The 18,920-nt window shown below is 73.7% G+C and carries 18 protein-coding genes; 16 read left to right on the top strand and 2 right to left on the bottom strand.

Annotated features, from left to right (window positions below; genetic code table 11):
• Positions 1–2: 2 nt before the first annotated feature.
• From AC1UE5_RS20550 to AC1UE5_RS20530, 5 genes are all read left to right on the top strand, one after another.
• The gene (locus AC1UE5_RS20550; protein ID WP_482927020.1) at positions 3–1,136 is read left to right on the top strand and encodes a M20/M25/M40 family metallo-hydrolase; all 1,134 of its coding nucleotides are present in this window, start codon (positions 3–5) and stop codon (positions 1,134–1,136) included.
• On the top strand, positions 1,133–1,690 hold the full coding sequence (locus AC1UE5_RS20545) for an NUDIX hydrolase (RefSeq protein ID WP_482927018.1): 558 nt from the start codon (positions 1,133–1,135) through the stop codon (positions 1,688–1,690). The genes AC1UE5_RS20550 and AC1UE5_RS20545 overlap by 4 nt, the downstream gene beginning before the upstream one ends.
• A gap of 76 nt (positions 1,691–1,766) precedes the next feature.
• Complete coding sequence (gene xerD / locus AC1UE5_RS20540; RefSeq protein WP_482927016.1) at positions 1,767–2,717, top strand: site-specific tyrosine recombinase XerD; 951 nt, start codon at positions 1,767–1,769, stop codon at positions 2,715–2,717.
• Between the two features lie 22 nt (positions 2,718–2,739).
• Positions 2,740–3,897: a phosphopentomutase gene (locus tag AC1UE5_RS20535; protein ID WP_482927014.1), complete on the top strand. Its 1,158-nt coding sequence runs from the start codon at positions 2,740–2,742 to the stop codon at positions 3,895–3,897.
• Positions 3,898–3,948: 51 nt separating this feature from the next.
• The gene (locus AC1UE5_RS20530; protein WP_482927012.1) at positions 3,949–4,644 is read left to right on the top strand and encodes a hypothetical protein; all 696 of its coding nucleotides are present in this window, start codon (positions 3,949–3,951) and stop codon (positions 4,642–4,644) included.
• On the opposite strand, the gene AC1UE5_RS20525 is transcribed toward AC1UE5_RS20530, so the two are convergent.
• Positions 4,634–5,206 carry a hypothetical protein gene (locus AC1UE5_RS20525; protein WP_482927010.1) on the bottom strand — a complete coding sequence of 191 codons (573 nt, stop codon included), beginning with the start codon at positions 5,204–5,206 and terminating at the stop codon, positions 4,634–4,636. The two genes, AC1UE5_RS20530 and AC1UE5_RS20525, sit on opposite strands and share 11 nt — an antisense overlap.
• Positions 5,207–5,229: 23 nt before the next feature.
• Here AC1UE5_RS20525 and mutM point away from each other — a divergent pair, with 23 nt between their 5' ends.
• Genes mutM through AC1UE5_RS20505 form a run of 4 tightly spaced genes read left to right on the top strand, consistent with a single transcriptional unit; the run spans position 5,230 to position 9,384 of the window.
• On the top strand, positions 5,230–6,072 hold the full coding sequence (gene mutM, locus AC1UE5_RS20520; protein ID WP_482927008.1) for a bifunctional DNA-formamidopyrimidine glycosylase/DNA-(apurinic or apyrimidinic site) lyase: 843 nt from the start codon (positions 5,230–5,232) through the stop codon (positions 6,070–6,072).
• A gap of 17 nt (positions 6,073–6,089) precedes the next feature.
• Positions 6,090–6,965 carry an ABC transporter ATP-binding protein gene (locus AC1UE5_RS20515; RefSeq protein ID WP_482927006.1) on the top strand — a complete coding sequence of 292 codons (876 nt, stop codon included), beginning with the start codon at positions 6,090–6,092 and terminating at the stop codon, positions 6,963–6,965.
• Positions 6,962–8,140 carry an ABC transporter permease gene (locus tag AC1UE5_RS20510; RefSeq protein ID WP_482927004.1) on the top strand — a complete coding sequence of 393 codons (1,179 nt, stop codon included), beginning with the start codon at positions 6,962–6,964 and terminating at the stop codon, positions 8,138–8,140. Before AC1UE5_RS20515 ends, AC1UE5_RS20510 begins: the two co-directional genes overlap by 4 nt.
• Positions 8,141–8,145: 5 nt before the next feature.
• On the top strand, positions 8,146–9,384 hold the full coding sequence (locus AC1UE5_RS20505; RefSeq protein ID WP_482927002.1) for a M28 family peptidase: 1,239 nt from the start codon (positions 8,146–8,148) through the stop codon (positions 9,382–9,384).
• 9 nt (positions 9,385–9,393) lie between these two features.
• Here the strand turns inward: AC1UE5_RS20505 and AC1UE5_RS20500 are convergent, their stop codons facing one another.
• Positions 9,394–9,657, bottom strand: coding sequence for a glutaredoxin family protein (locus AC1UE5_RS20500; RefSeq protein WP_482927000.1), 264 nt, complete (start codon positions 9,655–9,657; stop codon positions 9,394–9,396).
• A 14-nt stretch (positions 9,658–9,671) separates the two neighbouring features.
• Here AC1UE5_RS20500 and recO point away from each other — a divergent pair, with 14 nt between their 5' ends.
• The 7 genes from recO to AC1UE5_RS20465 all read left to right on the top strand — a co-directional run bounded on the left by recO (position 9,672) and on the right by AC1UE5_RS20465 (position 18,905).
• Positions 9,672–10,397: a DNA repair protein RecO gene (gene recO, locus AC1UE5_RS20495; RefSeq protein WP_482926998.1), complete on the top strand. Its 726-nt coding sequence runs from the start codon at positions 9,672–9,674 to the stop codon at positions 10,395–10,397.
• 11 nt (positions 10,398–10,408) lie between these two features.
• Complete coding sequence (ppdK, locus tag AC1UE5_RS20490) at positions 10,409–13,042, top strand: pyruvate, phosphate dikinase (RefSeq protein ID WP_482926996.1); 2,634 nt, start codon at positions 10,409–10,411, stop codon at positions 13,040–13,042.
• An 84-nt stretch (positions 13,043–13,126) separates the two neighbouring features.
• Positions 13,127–13,507 (top strand): response regulator transcription factor, encoded by a 381-nt coding sequence (locus AC1UE5_RS20485; RefSeq protein WP_482926994.1) that lies wholly within the window; start codon positions 13,127–13,129, stop codon positions 13,505–13,507.
• A complete protein-coding gene (locus tag AC1UE5_RS20480) occupies positions 13,504–15,222 on the top strand; it encodes a sensor histidine kinase (protein WP_482926992.1) in 1,719 nt (572 codons plus the stop codon). The genes AC1UE5_RS20485 and AC1UE5_RS20480 overlap by 4 nt, the downstream gene beginning before the upstream one ends.
• Before the next feature lie 34 nt (positions 15,223–15,256).
• Positions 15,257–16,282, top strand: a complete 1,026-nt coding sequence (locus tag AC1UE5_RS20475; protein ID WP_482926991.1) for a deoxyguanosinetriphosphate triphosphohydrolase — start codon at positions 15,257–15,259, stop codon at positions 16,280–16,282.
• Positions 16,282–18,207, top strand: a complete 1,926-nt coding sequence (dnaG, locus tag AC1UE5_RS20470) for a DNA primase (protein ID WP_482926989.1) — start codon at positions 16,282–16,284, stop codon at positions 18,205–18,207. The genes AC1UE5_RS20475 and dnaG overlap by 1 nt, the downstream gene beginning before the upstream one ends.
• A gap of 35 nt (positions 18,208–18,242) precedes the next feature.
• A complete protein-coding gene (locus AC1UE5_RS20465; RefSeq protein WP_482926987.1) occupies positions 18,243–18,905 on the top strand; it encodes a COG3415 family protein in 663 nt (220 codons plus the stop codon).
• Positions 18,906–18,920 lie beyond the last annotated feature (15 nt).

Raw genomic sequence — 18,920 nt, 5'->3', positions numbered from 1 at the left:
CCGTGCAGCGCGCGACGCCCGACGAGCGGGAGCGCCTCAACGCGCTCTTCGCCGAGCTGTGCGCCATCCCGAGCCCCTCCGGCCATGAGGCCGCGGTCGCCGCGCGCGTCCGCGCCGAGCTGGAGGGCCTCGGGCTCGCGGTCGAGGAGGACGCCGCCGGCAACCTCCTCGCCCGCATCCCGCCGCGCCCCGCCGCCAACGGGGCGTCGCGCACCATCCTCCTCTGCGCGCACATGGACACCGTCCCGCACGGCGACACGCCGATCGAGCCGGTGCTGGTCGACGACGGCTGGGAGAACGCCCACCACGGCATCCTCGGCGCGGACAACAAGGCGGCGGTCGCGGTGATGCTCGCGGCCGCGCGCCGGGCGGTGGGGGCCGGCGGCGCCGCGGTCGGCGTCGAGCTGCTGTTCACCGTCGCCGAGGAGACCGCGCTGCTCGGCGCGAAGGCGTTCGACACCGCGAAGCTCACGGCGGAGTTCGGCTACGTGTACGACCACGCGACGCCGATCGGCGAGATCGTCATGGCCTCGCCGACGTACTACAAGCTCGAGGCCGAGTTCCACGGCCAGGCGGCGCACGCGGGCATCCGGCCGGAGGACGGGCGCAACGCGATCGTCGCCGCCGCGAAGGCCATCGCGACGATCACCAGCGGGCGCATCGACGCCGAGACGACCACGAACGTCGCCGGCATCGAGGGCGGCCGTCCCCACACGAACATCGTCCCCGACCGCGCGCGGTTCTGGGCCGAGGCGCGCTCGCTCGACCCCGCGAAGGCGGAGGCGCAGGTGGCCGCGATGGTCGACCGCATCCAGGACGCCGCGCACGACATGGCCAACGACGTGGACGTGGACGTGGACGTCGAGAAGCTGTTCACCGGCTACCGCCTCGCCGAGGACGCGCCCGAGGTGCTCGCCGCCGAGCGGGCGCTGGCGAAGGCCGGCTACACCCCGCGCCACATCCCCACCGGCGGCGCCTCCGACGTCAACGCGCTGCGGGTCAACGAGTTCCCCTCGGTGTGCCTGGCGAACGGGACCGAACGCAACCACGAACCGACCGAGCGCGTGTCGGTCGCCGCGCTGGAGGGCATGCTCGACGTCACGTTCGCCCTGCTGGAGGAGTGCGCCCGACCGTGAGCAACGACCGCAGCCTGGAGCCCGAGAACGAGCACGTCATCCACGACGGGCCGCGCTTCACCGTGCGGCGCGCCGAGTTCGACGGCGGCGAGCGCACGCGCGAGTGGGTCGAGGCGCCCGACGCCTGCGCGATCGTCGCGTACGACGGCGAGCACGTGCACCTCATCCGCCAGGCGCGCGAGGCGATCGGCCGCGCCGACACGCTCGAGCTGCCCGCCGGGCTGATGGACCAGGACGGCGAGGCGCCGCTCGACACGGCCAAGCGCGAGCTGCGCGAGGAGCTCGGGGTCGAGGCCGCCGAGTGGGTCCACGCCACCTCGTACTTCTCCAGCTCCGGCTTCACCAACGAGCAGGTCCATGTCTTCCTCGCCACCGGCCTCACCCAGGTCGCCGAGCCCGACGCCGAGGGGGAGGAGGGCCTCGAGGTCGTCACGTGGCCGCTCGCGGACCTCGACGGCCTGATCGACGCGGTCGTGGACGCGAAGACGCTCGTCGGGCTGCTGTGGCTGCGGCGCGCGCAGGTGAACGGTGGGGCCGCCGGCCAGGGGACGTAGCGCCGGCCCGCGCCCCGCGCGGTGACAGGCACGTTGCACGACGAGGGGTTCCTTCCGCGCGGCCGAAGCATGGCGCATGGCCACCCTCGCGGCGCAGCTCTCCCATCGTCCCTTCGAGCACCACGTCCTCGACTTTCTCGCGTACCTCGAGTTCGAGCGTGGCCTGTCCCGCAACACGCTGGAGGCGTACCGGTCGGACCTGCTGCAGGTCGGCGCGTACTTCGAGCGTGAGGGCGTCACCGCGCCGGAGGCCCAGCACGAGCACCTCGCGGGCTTCCTCGCGGAGCTGGCCGAGGGCAGCGAGGAACGCGCGCCGGCGAGCCCCGCGACGCTCCAGCGCAAGGCCGCCTGCCTGCGCTCGTTCTACCGCCACCTGCGCCGCGAAGGCCTCCTGGAGCACGACCCGACCGCCGACCTGCGCGCGCCGCGCAAGAGCCAGAAGCTGCCGCAGGTGCTCAACCGCGAGGAGGTCATGAAGCTCCTCGCCGCCCCGAAGGGCATGGACCCGGGGGCGATGCGCGATCGTGCGCTGCTCGAGGTGATGTACGCGTGCGGCCTACGCGCGTCCGAGGCGATCGACCTGACGCTCGCCGACATCGACCTGGAGGCCGGCATCCTCCGCGCGCGCGGCAAGGGCTCCAAGGAGCGGCTCGTGCCGGTCGGCAGCGAGGCGGTCGACGCCGTCGAGATCTGGCTGCGCCGCGGGCGTCCGCAGTTCGTCGGGCTCAAGGACGAGCCGCACCTGTTCGTCAACCACCGCGGCAGCGGCCTCACGCGCCAGGGCCTCTACAAGATCGTCCAGCGCCACGCGAAGGCCGTCGGGCTCGACGGGAAGATGAGCCCGCACACGCTCCGCCACACGTTCGCGACGCACCTGCTCGCCGGCGGCTGCGACCTTCGCAGCGTCCAGGAGATGCTCGGGCACGCGGACGTCGCGACGACGCAGATCTACACGCACGTCAACTCCGGTCGCCTCAAGGACGTGTACTTCGCCGCGCACCCGCGGGCCGCGGCCGGCGGCGACTGAGCCGCACGCTAGCTTCGTCCGGATGGACAGACGGGCGTTCGTCGTCGTCCTCGACGCCGTGGGCGTCGGGGCGCTCCCCGACGCGGCCGAGTACGGCGACGCGGGCACCGACACGGTGGGCCACCTCAGCGAGGCCATCGGCGGCCTCGACCTGCCGACCCTGCAGCGGCTCGGGCTCGGCTCGATCATCCCGGTCGTCGGCGTCCCGCCGGCCGAGCACCCGGTCCTCCACGGCCGGCTCCACCCGCTCGGCCCCGGCAAGGACTCGACCACCGGCCACTGGGAGCTGATGGGCGTCGTCGCGCAGGCCGATCCGCCCACCTATCCGGAGGGCTTCCCTCCAGATCTCGTCACGGAACTGCGCAGCATCGCCGGCCGCGACTTCCTTCTCAACCGCCCGTACAACGGCGTCGCCGCGATCGAGGACTACGGGGAGGAGCACCTGGCGACCGGGAAGCTCATCCTCTACACGAGCGCCGACAGCGTCCTGCAGATCGCCGCGCACCACGACGTGCTGAGCGAGGCCGAGCTCGTCGACCTGTGCGAGCGCATCCGCGCGCACCTGATGGAGCCGCCGCACAACGTCGGGCGCGTGATCGCGCGGCCGTTCGAGGGCGCGCCCGGCCACTTCGAGCGCACGACCGGCCGGCGCGACATCTCGCTCCCGCCGCCCGGCCGCAGCTACCTCAGCGCGCTGCAGGACGCCGGCGTGCCCGTCCACGCGGTCGGCAAGGTGATGGACCTCTTCGCCGGCGTCGGCATCGACGAGGCGCACAAGGGCAAGACGAACGCGCAGTCGCTGGCGGAGACCGAGCGGCTGATCGACACGCTCGACCACGGGCTCGTCTTCACGAACTGCGTCGAGACCGACCAGGTCTACGGCCACCGCCACGACCTGGAGGGCTTCCACGGCGCGCTGCAGCACATCGACGCGGCGGTCGCGCGCTGGCTGCCCAAGCTCCGCGACACCGACCTGCTGATCCTCACCGCCGACCACGGCGTCGACATGACGACGCCCGGCAGCGACCACACCCGCGAGCACGCGCCGCTCCTGGCCCGCGCCACCGGCCCCGGCCTCACCGGCCGCCACGACGGCCCGCTCGCCGACGTCGGCGCGTCGGTCCTCAAGTGGCTCGCGGGGGAGGAGGACGACACGCTCCCCGGGACGCCGTTCGTCTGAGCTTGGTCACCGCGATGTGAAACGCCGCGGCACCACCTATCGTGCCGCGGCGTGAACATGCGACTCCTCCTGCCCGCGCTGGTGCTCCTCGCCGGTCTCGCAGGAGCCTCTCCCGCCGCTGCGCAGCAGCAGATGCCCGACGTCCCGATGGACGACCGGGCCGTCACCGCCACCGCCTCCTCCGGCGCCGTGACCTTCCACTTCTCCAAGAGCAGCGCGTCGGCGCGCACCGCGTACAAGCGGATCGCCGCGAAGAAGGTCTACGTCTACTGCTTCGCGGTCGCCCGCAAGTCGCCGAACCTCCCACCCGTGTTCGGCAAGCAGGACACCTCCGCGGGCGTGCGCGCGTCGGGGCGGCAGGCCGCCGTGCGCGTGCCGCTCGCCGGCGTCGACGAGTACGACATCTGCCACCTGATGCGGTGGAGCGACGAGACGTCGATCGCGGTCGCCTCGGTGACCGCCAACGGCCGCGTCCACCTCGAGGAGTCCGCGCTCGCGGGCGCGATGCTCTACGGGACCTCGAGCGACGACGGGCGCGTGCTGTCGACGACGGAGGTCGTGGTCGCCGGCGACGGGCGCTTCGTCGGGCTGGCCGCGCCCGACGCCACGCCGCCGAAGGGGAAGATCGGCTACTGGACCGACGGCACGAAGTACGCCGTCGTCGCAGTGACGTCCGGCGGGCGCCGCCTCTTCTGGGAGGGCGAGGGCGACGTCGTGCGCACCAACGCGTTCTGGTTCACGGGCTGAGCACGACCGCGCCGGCGTAGCGCTCGCGGAGCACGCGTGCGACCTCCTCGCGGGAGGGGAGGTCGGGCGCGGTGACCACGAGCGCGTTGGCGCGGACGTCGACCTCCGCGGCGCGCACGACGAGGCCGAGCGCGCGCAGCTCCTCGTCCTTGCGCAGCGTGCGCGGGAGCCGTTCGAGCTCCGCGAAGGACCAGCGCGCGGCGAACACGGTCAGCACGTCCGGCGCAGGCAGCAACGCGCGCACAGCCGCCGCGTGCGTCTCCACGTCCGCCGTGAACCCGGCGTGGACGCCGTCGCCGGCCGCCATCGAGTACGCGACGCCGGCGAACACGTCCTGATGCTCGAGGCCGTAGTCCTCGACCGCCTCGACCGCGGCGACCAGCACCGCGCGGCGGACCTCGCGCGCCTCGTGCTCCTCGCGCGTGATCCACCCGTACGGCGAGCGGGCGGCGAGCACCGCGTCGATCGTCGCCGGGTCGGCCGGGTAGCCCTCGCGCTCGCGCAGCTCGATGACGTGCGCGCGGGCGCGGGCCTCGGCGGCGGCGTCGTAGGGCGAGGTCACCGGGCGAGGATAGGTTGAGGTCCATGCCCGAGCTGCCCGAGGTCGAGACCGTCCGCGCCCAGCTCGCGCCGCTCGTGGAGGGGCGCGCGATCACGAAGCTGGTCGTCGACGACCCGCGCTGGTGCGTGCCGCTGAGGCCGGAGGAGCTCGCGGCGGCCGTCGAGGGGCGCCGCACCACGAAGCTCGGCCGCCGCGGCAAGTACCTGATCTGGACGCTGGAGGACGAGGTCCACCTCCTCATCCACCTGCGGATGACCGGCGCGCTGCTCTACGAGCCGGAGGCGGAGCCGCGGTTCCACCGCGTCTGGCTGCACCTCGACGACGGCCACAAGGTGTCGTTCTCAGACCAGCGCCGCTTCGGCACCGGCGAGCTGGCGCTGGGCGACGACGGCCTGGAGGCGTTCCTCGCGCCGCGCGTCGGCGTCGAGCCGCTGAGCGACGCGTTCACCCCCGACGTCCTGCGCGACCTCGCCAAGGGCCGCCGCGCGCCCGCCAAGGCGTTCCTGCTCGACCAGACGAAGATCGCCGGCGTCGGCAACATCTACGCCGACGAGGCGCTCTACCGGGCGAAGATCCACCCGCTCCGCCCGATCGGGACGCTGAACCGCCCGCAGCTCGAGGCGCTCCACGAGGGCGTCGTCGCGGCGCTCGCGCTCGGCCTGCGGAACGGCGGCAGCACGATCGAGAACTTCCAGCACACGGACGGCCAGAAGGGCTCGATGCAGGACGAGTTCCTGGTCCACCTGCGCGCCGGCGAGCCGTGTGGTCGCTGTGGCCGCGAGATCGTCAAGTTCGTCGCCGCGGGCCGCGGCACCTACGTGTGCGAGGGCTGTCAGAAGCGCCCGCGCGGGCTCCGGCGGGCGTAGGCCCTAGCATCGCGTCGGTGCTCGAACTCGACGGCCTGACCCGGCGGTACGGGGACCGCCTGGCGCTCGACCGCCTGAGCTTCTCCGTCCGCCCCGGCCAGCTCTTCGGCTTCGTCGGCCCCAACGGCGCCGGCAAGACCACCGCGATGAGGATCGTCCTCGGCGTGCTCGCCGCGGACGGCGGCACCGTCCGCTTCGACGGCCGCCCGCTCGACGCCGCCACCCGCGCCCGCTTCGGCTACATGCCCGAGGAGCGCGGCCTGTACCCGACGATGCGCGTCGGCGACCAGCTCGCGTACTTCGCGGAGCTGCACGGCACGCCGCGCGCCGAGGCCCGCGCGGCCGCGCGGCGGTGGATGGAGACGGTCAACGTCGCCGACCGCGCGAACGACCGCGTGGAGGAGCTCTCCCTCGGCAACCAGCAGCGCGTCCAGCTCGCCGCGGCGCTCGTCCACGACCCGATCGCGCTCGTGCTCGACGAGCCGTTCAGCGGCCTGGACCCCGTCGGCGTCGACGTGATGGCCGGCGTCCTCCAGGAGCGCGCCGCCGCCGGCGTGCCGGTCGTCTTCTCCAGCCACCAGCTGGAGCTGGTCGAGCGTCTGTGCGACGCCGTGGCGATCATCAAGGACGGCCGCATCGTCGCCACCGGCGCGGTCGGCGAGCTGCGCGCGCGGGGCGGCCGCGGGCTGTGGCGCGTGGAGGTCGACGGCGCGGGCGACGGCTGGCTCGACGGCGTGCCCGGGGCAGAGCGCGAGGGCGGCCTGATCCGGCTCGCCGACGGCACCGACGACCAGGCGCTGCTCGACGCCGCCCGTGCCGCCGGCCGCGTGCGCCGCTTCGAGCCCGCCGAGCCTTCGCTGGCCGACCTCTTCCGCGAGGCGGTGGCGGCGTGACGACCGGCAAGGCCACCTGGCTCGTCGCCCGCCGCGAGATCGTCGAGCGCACCCGCCAGCGCTCGTTCCAGGTCTCGACCGGCGTGACGCTCCTCATCCTCGCCGCGGTGATCCTGCTGCCGAGCGTGCTCGGCATCGGCGGCGACCGGACGGTCCAGGTCGTCACCACCGGCGGCGATCCGGTCGCGATCGCCGAGGCCGCGGCGAAGGCCGCGCCCCAGCTGGACGTGGACCTCGAGATCACGCGCGTGAACACCGAGGCGCAGGTCCTCAGCCGCGTCGAGAGCGGCGACGCGGACGTCGGCCTCGCCGGCGACCCGCCGCGCCTCATCGCCGAGGACGAGGTCGACTCCGACGCGGGCGCGCTGCTCCAGCAGGCCGCCGCGCAGCTCTCGCGCGAGCGCGCCGCGGACGGCCTGGGCGTCGACGAGGCGCTCAGGCAGGAGCTGCTCCAACCGCCGCCGCTGCAGACGCAGGCGCTGGAGCCCGAGGACGGCGACGGCGAGGCCGAGGGCCTGGCGTCGATCGCGGTGATCCTCCTCTACGGCCAGCTGCTCGTCTACGGCTACTGGATCTCGGCCGGCGTGCTGGAGGAGAAGGCGTCGCGGATCGTCGAGGTGCTGCTGAGCACGATCCCCGCGAGCGCGCTCCTGCGCGGCAAGCTGCTCGGCCTCGGTCTGCTCGGCTTCGCGCAGCTGCTCCTGATCGGCGCGGCCGGCGCGGGGCTCGCGATCGCCGCCGACGTGCTCGACGTGCCGTCCGGCGCGTGGAAGGCGTTCGCGTACGTGCTGGCGTTCTTCGTGCTCGGCTACGCGTTCTACGCCGCGTTGTACGCCGTCGCCGGCGCGACCGTCCAGCGGCAGGAGGACCTGCAGAGCTCCACGATGCCGCTGACGGTCGTGATCCTCGTCGCGTTCTTCGTCGGCATCCAGGCGGTCGGCGAGCCGGACGGCGGCCTTGCGCAGGTCGCGACGTTCGTCCCGGCGACGATGCCGATGGTGCTCCCGGTGCGGCTCCTGGCGGGCGACGTCCCGGCGTGGGAGGTGGCGGCCGCGATCGCGATCTGCGTGGCCGGCAGCGCGCTGCTGCTCGCTGCGGCGGTCCGCATCTACCGCAACGCGATCATGAAGACCGGCGGGAAGGTGCGCATCCTCGACGCCTGGCGGGCAGGATGAGCCACATGCACCGACTGCTCCTGCCCGCGCTGGCGGCCGCGCTGCTCGCCGTCGCTCCTTCCAGCGCGCCCGCCGCCGCCCCGCCGGTCACGCCCGCCGACGTCGAGCCGCACCTCCAGGCGCTCGCCGAGATCGCGACCGCCAGCGGCAACACGCGCGCCGCAGGGACGCCGGGCTACACCGCGAGCGCGGAGTACGTGGCCGGGCAGCTGCGCGCGGCCGGATGGCAGGTGCGGCTGCAGCCGGTGCGCTTCCCGTTCTGGCGCACCGCGTCCCCGCCGGTGCTGGGCGAGCTGCGCGAGGGCGACGACTTCGTCATCACGCGGCTGAGCGGCAGGGCGGACGGGACCGGGCGGCTGCGGACGCTGAGCCGCCGCTCGTGCCGGGCGAGCAACGTCCGGCGCGGCGAGATCGCGGTCGTGCGCACGTACGACTGCCACCCCAACGCGCTGGCCAAGCGGGTCCGCGCGCGCGGCGGCCTCGCGCTCGTCTACGCGGTCGGGCGGGACCGCGACCTGATCCCCGGCACGCTGGAGCGCACCGCGGCCGTCCCGATCTTCGAGGCCAAGCCGAGCATCATCCGTCGGCTGACGGCCTCCGGCGCGCGGGTGCGGGTGAAGGTCGACGCGGCGACGGTGCAGGCGACCGCGAACAACGTCATCGCGGACCTGCCCGGTAGCGGCAAGGTCGTCATGGCGGGCGGCCACCTGGACTCGGTGCTCGAGGGGCCGGGCCTCAACGACAACGGCAGCGGCGTGGCGGCGCTCCTGGAGGTCGCCGAGCGGCTGCCGTCCGAGCCGCGCAAGCGCCCGCTCCGGCTCGCGTTCTGGACGGCCGAGGAGTACGGGCTGATCGGGTCGATCGAGTACGGCAGCCGGCTCGGCAAGACGCGGATGCGGCGCGAGATCGGCCACTACGTCAACCTCGACATGGTCGGCTCTCCCAACGGCGTGACCGAGGTCTACGACACCGACGACGCGCTGGAGCGGCGGCTGCGCGCGCTGCTGCCGGGCGACGAGGGGGAGACGTCGATCGACGGGTCGTCGGACCACGCCGTGTTCCAGTTCAACGGCATCCCGTTCACCGGCATCTACACCGGGTCGAGCGAGGAGGGGCCGGGTGGCAAGGCGCGCGACGCGTGCTACCACGCCGCGTGCGACGGCATCGGCAACGTCGACCGCGAGACGACGGCGGCCGCCGCGACGGCGACCGAGGCGCTGATGGCGGAGCTCGCGGCCGGCTAGGCCGCGGCGCTACGCGGCTTCGAGCAGCTGGCGCAGCTTGCCGGACTGGTCGGCGGCGAGGGTCTCCTGGAACCCGCCGACCAGCTCGCCGTTGATGATGACCTGCGGGAAGCTCATCATGCCCGTCTTCGCGACGAGCTCGGCCCGGCCGTCCGCGTCACGTGCCAGATTGATCTCCGTGTACTCGATCCCCCGGGCGTCCAGGAGCTGCTTCGCGCGCGTGCAGAACGAGCACGGGTCGGTGGTGTACACGACGACGTCCTTCGCGGCCATGAGCCGAGGGTAGCGTGGCTGGTTCGATCAAGACCGAAGCAATCGTCCTCAGGACGATGCGCTACGGCGAGGCCGATCGGATCCTCCACCTGTACACGCCCGGGCGCGGGCGCGTCGGGGCGATCGCGAAGGGCGTCCGGCGCGCCAAGAGCCGGTTCGGCGGGCGGATGGAGCCGTTCTTCCGGCTCGACCTCGTGCTCTACCAAGGGCGCAGCGACCTGCTGACGGTGACGAGCGCCGAGACGGTCGCCGCGCACCCGCGGCTGCGGACGGACGCGAAGGGCCTCGACGGCGCGTCGCGCGCGTGCGACGCGGTGAGCCGGCTGTTCGAGACGAGCGACCCCAACCCGGCCGTCTACCACCTGCTCGCCAACGAGCTGGCGCTGGTGGACGGCGATCCGGCGCGGCACGCGACGCGGGCCAACCAGCTCGCGTTCCGCCTCAAGCTCCTGCTCGCCGCCGGCCTCGCGCCGCAGCTCGGCGGGTGCGCCGTGTGCGGCGACCGCGAGCACCTCGCCGGCTTCAGCGGCGCGGCGGGGGGAACGGTCTGCGGCGCGTGCGAGGGCGCGGCGTTCCCGCTCGCCGAGGAGGCCCACGCGTTCATGGTCGACGCGCTCGGCAAGCCCCTCGCCGAGGCGCCGTCCGCGAGCGACCTCGCGCTCCGCCAGGCCGAGCGGGCGATCCTCGACACCGTCGAGCACCACGCCCACCTGCGCCTGCGACCCGCCCTCACCCGGTAGAACTCGCCGCGATGGCGGACGAGACGAAGTGGGTCCTCGACTTCTCCGAGGGCTCGAAGGACCTGCGCGAGCTGCTCGGCGGCAAGGGCGCGAACGTCGCGGAGATGACGCGCATCCTCGGCGCCGACCGCGTCCCGGCGGGGTTCACGATCACCACCGAGGCGTGCGTCGCCTACATGCGCTCAGGCCGCGAGCTCCCCGACGGCCTGGAGGAGCAGGTCGCCGCCGCGCTGAAGCGGCTGGAGGAGCACACGGGCAAGACGCTCGGCGACCCCGACGACCCGCTGCTCGTCTCCGTCCGCTCCGGCGCCCGCGAGTCGATGCCCGGCATGCTCGACACCGTCCTCAACCTCGGGCTCAACGACGAGGCGGTCGAGGGGCTCGCGCGCCGCACCGAGAACGAGCGCTTCGCGTGGGACTCGTACCGCCGGTTCGTGCAGATGTTCGGCAACGTCGTCATGGGCATCGCGGGCGAGCGGTTCGAGGACGAGATCCAGCGGGTGAAGGCCGACCGCGGCGTGAAGCTCGACACCGAGCTGGACGTCGGCGCGCTGCGCGAGTTGACCGCCGCGTTCCAGGCGATGTACGACTTCCCGGCCGACCCGCAGGCCCAGCTCGACGCCGCCATCCGCGCGGTCTTCGACTCCTGGCAGGGCGAGCGCGCCCGCACGTACCGCCGCATCAACCGCATCCCCGACGACTGGGGCACCGCGGTCAACGTCCAGCAGATGGTCTTCGGCAACAAGGGCGACACGTCGGGGAGCGGCGTGGCGTTCAGCCGCGACGAGGTGACCGGCGCGCCCGAGCCGTCCGGGGACTTCCTCGTCAACGCGCAGGGCGAGGACGTCGTCAGCGGCGTCCGCAACACGCTCGAGATCGCGGAGATGCGCGACAAGCTGCCCGAGGCCTACGAGCAGCTGATGGAGATCCTGCGCACGCTCGAGCAGCACTACGGCGACATGCAGGACACGGAGTTCACGGTGGAGGAGGGTCGCCTCTACATGCTCCAGACCCGGGACGCCAAGCGGCCGGCGCAGGCGGCGGTGCGGTTCGCGTGCGACGCGGTCGACGAGGGGCTGCTGGAGCCCGGCGAGGCGCTGGCGACGATCGACGCCGAGAAGCTCGACGCGCTGCTGCACCCGACGTTCGACCCGGACGCGGAGTTCGAGGTCGTCGCGCGGGGCGTGGCGGCGTCGCCGGGCGCGGCCTCCGGCGCGGTCGTGTTCACCGCCGACGACGCGGTCGAACGCGCGGCGGCCGGCGACGACGTCATCCTCGTGCGCCCGTTCACCGAGGCCGACGACGTCGCGGGCTTCCACGCGGCCAAGGGCATCCTCACGTCCGAGGGCGGCAAGGCGTCGCACGCGGCGCTCGTCGCGCGCGGCATGGGCGTTCCGGCGGTGACCGGCGCGTCCGACGTCCACATCGACCTCGCCGCGGGCGAGATCCACGTCGCCGGCAAGGTGCTCCGGGAGGGCGATCGGATCGCGATCGACGGCACCACCGGCGCGATCACCACCGACGAGGTGCCGCTGGTCGACCCCGAGGTCTCCGAGCACTTCGAGCGCGTCCTGGCGTGGGCCGACGAGCTGCGCACGCTCGGCGTCCGCGCCAACGCCGACACACCCGAGGACGCCGCGAAGGCGCGCGAGTTCGGCGCCGAGGGCATCGGCCTGTGCCGCACCGAGCACATGTTCTTCGGGGAGGAGCGGCAGGAGCTGATGGTCGCCGCGATCCTCGCGGAGACCGCCGACGACCGGAAGGCTGCGCTGGACCGGCTGCGGCCGCTCCAGCAGCAGGACTTCACGGGGCTGCTGGAGGCGATGGACGGCCGCCCGGTGACGATCCGGCTGCTCGACCCGCCGCTGCACGAGTTCCTCCCGCACCGCCACGACGTCGAGCAGCGCGTCGAGCGGGCGCGCATCGAACGCACCGAGGATCTGGACGAGCTGGAGCGCACGCTCGACCGCGTCCGCGCGCTGGAGGAGACGAACCCGATGCTGGGCACGCGCGGCATCCGGCTCGGGCTGCTCGCGCCGGACCTGTACGAGATGCAGGTCGAGGCGATCTTCGCGGCCGCCGCGGGCCTCGACCCGCGCCCGTGCGTGGAGATCATGATCCCGCTCGTCGCGTACGAGCGCGAGCTGGAGCTGATGCGCGGGCTCGTCGTCCGCATTGCCGACCGGCACGGCCTGGAGCACGGCGCGGACTACCTCGTCGGCACGATGCTCGAGCTGCCGCGCGCGTGCCTGCAGGCCGACCACATCGCCGCCCAGGCCGACTTCTTCAGCTTCGGGACGAACGACCTGACGCAGACCGCGCTCGGCTTCTCGCGCGACGACATCGAGGGTCGCATCCTCGCCCGCTACATCGAGCTGAAGGTGTTCGACCGCTCGCCGTTCGAGACGATCGATGAGCCTGGCGTCGGGCAGCTCGTGCGGATGGGCGCGTGGCTCGGGCGGTCGGCCAAGGCGGACCTGAAGCTGGGCATCTGCGGGGAGCACGGCGGCGATCCGGACTCGATCGCGTTCTTCCACCACAGCGGGCTGGACTACGTCTCCTGCTCGCCGTTCCGCGTGCCCGTCGCGCGGGTCGCGGCGGCCCAGGCGGCGGTCGCTTCCGAACCCTCCTCGACGAACGGCTGAGGCGGCGCGCCGGCGTCTGGACCGACGGACTGGTTGAACGCCGTTCACATCGCGCGCGCGGCGCCGCGCGCCGACGTAGGCGGTATGTCAACACGTCCGAAGATCCTGGTCGCCGACGACGACCGGGACATCGTCTCGCTCGTCGCGTGGGCGCTCCAGGACGCCGGCTACGCGACGGTCCAGGCCGAGAACGGCCTCGAGGCGCTCCGGATGACCGTCCAGCAGGAACCCGACCTCCTCGTCCTGGACCTCGGCATGCCGGGGCTCGAGGGGGATGCCGTCCTCCGGATCCTCAAGGCGCGCGGCGAGGACACCGCGCCGCCGGTCATCTTCCTCACCGCGCGGGGGTCCGCGAGCGATCGCGCGAACGGCCTCACGATGGGGGCCGCCGACTACATGATCAAGCCGTTCGACGTGGCCGAGCTGGTCGCGCGCGTGGGGAACGCGCTGCGCAGGCAGGGATGAACTGGCCCCGGCTCAGGTCCGAGCCGGCGCTGCCGCCCGACCCGCCGGCGCCGCCGGCGCTCGTCCCGCTCGCGCGGGACTACGAGGTCGACGCGGCCCTCGCCGAGGCCGTCGAGCGTGCGCGCCGCCGCGTGCGCACGCAGCGCGACGAGCTGGCGGCGATCCTCGACTCCTCGTTCGACGCGTTCGTCGCGCTCGACGCGGACCTGCGCGTGGTCCACTGGAACGCGCGCGCCGAGCAGCTGTTCGGGTGGACCGAGACCGAGGCGCTCGGCACGCGCGTGCTCGACCACGTGCTCGGCCCGCTCGGGCCCGCGGACCTGTGGACGCTCGCCCGCGGTACGCAGTCCGACGAGCCGCTCGGGCTGCAGGCCTTCCACCGCACCGGCCGCCGGCTCGCCGTCGAGGTCGCGCTCTCGACGATCGAGGCGACGGAGGAGACCGGCGGGCAGCGGCTGCAGGCGTTCATCCGCGACGTCTCCCGCCGCGAGCGGCAGGAGATGCGCGCCCGCGTCGAGCACGCGGTGACCCGCGCGGTCGCCGAGACACGCTCCACCGAGGAGGCCGCGCGCCGCGTCCTGCGCTCGCTCGGCGAGCTGTTCGGCTGCTGCGCCGGCGCGGTGTGGCTGGTCGACGACGAGGGGCGCGCGCTGCGGCTGCTGGAGACGTGGACGGGCGAGGCGCCCGAGCTGAAGGCGTGGGCCGACGCGTGCGTCGACTGCCGCCTGCCGATGTACGGGACGCTGCCGGGCCGGGCGTGGGAGACCGCGACGCCGGTCGTCCGCACGCGCACCTCGTCCCTGGACGGCGACCCGCGCGTGGGGGTCGTCGAGGCCGCCGGGCTGCGCGCCGCGCTGTGCATGCCGCTCGTGGTCGAGGGCGACCAGGTCGTCGGCGTGATGGAGCTCCTGGACGCGGTCCCGCAGGACATCGAGCCCGACCTGATCGAGCACCTGCGCGGCGCCGAGCAGATCTTCGCCAACTTCCTCGCGCGGCGCCGGGCGGAGGCCGCGGCCGAGATCGCGCAGTCCGAGTTCCTCGCGCTGGTCTCGCACGAGCTGCGCACGCCGCTGACGTCGATCCGCGGCTACGTGCAGATGCTGCGCGGGACGCTGCCGGCCGGGGAGGAGGCCGAGCGCGCGCGGCACTGCGCGGACGTGCTGGAGCGCAACAGCGAGCGGCTGCAGCGGCTCGTCGGCGACCTGCTGTTCGCGGCGGAGGTCGGCCGCGGCGAGATGGGGCTGGAGATCGCGCCGGTGTCGGTGCGGGAGCTGGCGGCGCAGGCGACCGAGGACGCGGGGCCGGCGGCCGAGGCGCGCGGGGTCTCGGTGGCGCTCGGCGAGGACGGCGGCACCGACGTCCCGCTCGTCTCCGGCGACGCGCAGCGGCTCGGGCAGGTGCTCGACAACCTGCTCACCAACGCGATCAAGTTCAGCCACGAGGGCGGGCGCGTGACCGTCTCGGTGGGCGTCGAGGACGGCGAGGTCGTCGTCGCGGTGGCCGACGAGGGCATCGGCGTGCCGGCCGTCGAGCTGGAGCGCCTGACCGACCGCTTCTACCGCGCGTCGTCCGCGCGCGACGCGCAGGTGCAGGGCCTCGGGCTCGGCCTCTCGCTGTCGCTGGCGATCGTCAAGGCGCACGGCGGCACGCTCGGGGTCGAGAGCGTCGAGGGGCAGGGGACGACCGTTCGGATCCGGCTCCCAGCGGGCGATTGAGGGCCCGTCGCGGGGGGATGGTGTAATCGGTGGCGTGGAGACCTCCGTCGCGTCCTCGTTCGCCACGCGCATCCAGGCCTGGGAGGCCGAGCGGCTCTCGCCGCTGGCCGCCCGCTCGTACCCGGCCGTCCGTGCGGTGCCGGAGGACGACTGCGGCCTGCGGACGCCGTTCCAGCGCGACCGCGACCGGATCGTGCACTGCAAGTCGTTCCGGCGGCTGAAGCACAAGACGCAGGTGTTCGTGGCGCCGGAGGGCGACCACTACCGCACGCGGCTCACCCACACGCTCGAGGTCACGGCGATCTCGCGGACGGTGGCGCGCGCGCTGTCGCTGAACGAGGACCTGGTCGAGGCGATCGGGCTGGGCCACGACCTCGGCCACCCGCCGTTCGGGCACATCGGCGAGGCGGCGCTGGACGCCTGCCTGCGCGAGCGGTTCGGGCGCAGGTTCCGCCACTTCGACCACTCGCTGCGGGTCGTCGAGGTGCTGGAGCGGGGCGGGCGCGGGCTCAACCTGACCGCGGACGTGCGCGACGGCATCGCGCACCATTCGGGGCGGGCGTCGCTGCCGCGGACGCTGGAGGGGCGGATCGTGCGGCTCGTCGACCGGATCGCCTACCTCAACCACGACATCGACGATGCGCTGCGCGCCGGCGTGCTGGCCGAGGACTCGCTCCCGGTCGGCGCGATCGAGGTGCTGGGCGCGACCGACAGCGAGCGGATCGACCGGCTCGTGCACGACCTGGTGGACCACTCGCAGGTCGCCGGGGACATCGTGCAGGGCGAGGAGGCCGGCGGGGCGATGCTCGCGCTGCGCGAGTTCATGTTCGACCAGGTCTACCTCGGGCCGGCGGCGCGGCGCGAGGCGGAGAAGGTCGAGCGGCTCGTGCGGCTGCTGTTCGAGCACTACGTCGAGCACCCCGAGCTGCTGCCCGACGGCGGCGGGGTCGCGGGGGCCGACCTGGCCACGCGCGTGACCGACTACATCGCCGGGATGACCGACCGCTTCGCGACGCGCGTGTTCAGCGAGCTGTCGGTGCCGTCGGAGTTCGCCTCGTAATGCCGCGCTACACCGACGAGTCGGTCGAGCGGGTCAAGGACGCCATCGACATGGTGGACCTCGTGTCCGCCAAGACCGAGCTGCGGCGGGCGGGCGCGAACCGGCTCGAAGGGCTGTGCCCGTTCCACGACGAGCGGACGCCGTCGTTCGGCATCGACCCGGTGCAGAAGGTCTACCACTGCTTCGGCTGCGGGGTCGGCGGCGACGCGATCACGTTCGTCAAGGAGACCGAGGGCGTCGACTTCCTGGGTGCGATCGAGCTGCTGGCCGACCGGTACGGCATCCAGCTCGAGGTGGCCGACGAGGACCCGGCCGAGCGGGAGCGGCGGCGGGCGCGGGAGCGGCTGTTCGAGCTGCTCGAGCGGACGGCGACGTACTACACGCGCGTGCTGTGGGAGTCGCGCGAGGCCGCCGCGGCGCGGTCCTACCTGCTGGAGCGAGGGCTGACCGAGGAGTCGCTGCGCAAGTTCCGGCTGGGCTACGCGCCGAACCGGTGGGACACGGTGCTGATGGCGTCGCGGAAGGCCGGGTTCTCGAACCGGGAGCTGTTCGACGCCGGCCTGGCCAAGCGCGGGCGCGACGGCGGGCAGCTGTTCGACATGTTCCGCGCGCGGATCACGTTCCCGCTGACCGACATGCGCGGGCGCGTGATCGGGTTCGGGGCGCGGCAGACGTCGTCCGACCGCGGGCCGAAGTACCTCAACACGCCCGAGGGCGTGCTCTTCCACAAGCGCTTCCAGGTCTACGGGGCCGATCAGGCGCGAGCGGCCGCCGCGAAGGCGGGGTCGGTGATCCTGGCGGAGGGCTACACCGACGTGATCATGCTGCACCAGGCGGGGTTCCAGAACGTCGTCGGGATCATGGGGACGTCGCTGACCGAGGAGCAGGTGACGCTGATCCGGCGGCTCGCGCCCGTGGCCCAGCTCGCGCTCGACGCCGACAATGCGGGGCAGAAGGCGATGCTGCGCGCAGCGGACGTCGCGGGGGCGGCGGACCTCGAGCTGCGCGTCGTGCCGCTGCCCAAGGGGCTGGACCCGGCGGACCTCGTGCTCGAGCGCGGCGCCGAGGCGGTGGCGGAGCTCCTCGACCGCAAGAAGTCGATCCCGTTCCGGAAGTTCCGGGTCGAGCGCGCGATCGAGCGGGGGGACCTCTCGTCGGCCGAGGGCAAGGAGGCGGTGATCGACGAGGTGCGCGTCGACCTCGCGCGTGTGTCCGGGCTCGTGCGCATCGAGCTCGTGCAGCTGCTGTCGGACAAGCTCAACGTGTCGGTCGAGGTGCTCGAGCAGGTGCTCCGCTCGGGCCCCGCGACGCCGCCGCCCGCGCCGGCGCAGCGGCGGGCGCCTGCGCGTCCCGCTCCTGCGCGCCCCGCGCCGTCGGAGTCCTCGTGGTACGAGGACATCGCGCCGCCGCCGGACCCGTACGGCGAGGGCGACGACGACCCGGGCCGGTGGGGTCCGGCGCCAGGCTCGCCCGCCGCGGCCGCCGCGCCGTCGCGCGGGCTGTCCGTGTTCGGGCAGGTCGAGGAGGTCGAGCGGCGCTTCCTCGCGTTCTGCATCGCGCTCCCTGACGAGGGCGCGAAGGCGCTCGCGCAGATCGACCCCGAGCAGCACTTCACGTCCGGCGTCGCCCGCCGCGCCGCCGACCACCTGCGCGCCTACGGCCTCCACGCGCCGGCGGACTCGGCGCCGGCCGACGACCACGAGCTCACCGCGCTGCTGCGCGAGCTCGCCGTCCGCGCCGGCCGCGAGCCCGCTACCGCGGCGACCCTCGAGGCCCAGCGCCTCCAGCTCGACCTCCGCCGCCTCGACCGCCAGCTCCGCGCCGCCGCCGCCGCGGGCGAGGGCGGCGTCGCCGAGCTCGCCCGCCAGAAGATCGCCCTCCAGGCCGAGTTCCACGCGGCCATCGAACGTGCCTCCGCGAACTGACGTTTCCGTCCTGGACACGAACTAGTGTTCGTTTCGTGGACAGGGACGTTCTGGCAGCGATGATCGAGGAAGGGCTCTCGCAGTCCGAGATCGGCCGACGGGTGGGGCTCCACGCGTCGACCGTCGGCTACTGGTGCGGGAAGCACGGCCTCGTTCCCGTCGGGCGCGCGCGGCACCGCGCGCGGGGCTCGATCGACCGCGCGAGGCTGGAGGCGCTCGTCGGTCGCGATCTCACGATCCGTGCGATCGCCTCCGAGGTGGATCGCAGCCCGACGACGGTGCGGTACTGGCTCCGGGAGTACGGGCTCACGACGACCGAGCGCGCGCGCAGCTCGCGCGGCCGCTCCGCTCGGCGCATCGCGGACTGCGCGAAGCACGGTCACGTGCAGTTCGTCGTGCACGCGGACGGCACATCGACCTGCTCGCGCTGCCGGCTCGATGCCGTGACGCACTGGCGGCGGCGCGCGAAGCGGATCCTCGTGGACGAGGCCGGCGGGTCGTGCCGGCTTTGTGGGTACGCGCGGTGCCTCGCCGCGTTGCAGTTCCATCACACCGATCCGAGCACCAAGAGGTTCGCGCTCAGCGGGCGCGGTCTGGCCCGCTCGATCGACGTGCTGCGAGAGGAAGCGAGCAGGTGCGTCCTGCTGTGTTCGAACTGCCACGCGGAGGTCGAAGCAGGAGCCGCTACTCTCCCCTAAGCTTTTCCCCGCGCG

Source organism: Parviterribacter multiflagellatus, assembly GCF_056863265.1.
Note: the sequence above shows the minus strand (reverse complement) of the source record. Positions and strands in the feature narration are given on the sequence as shown.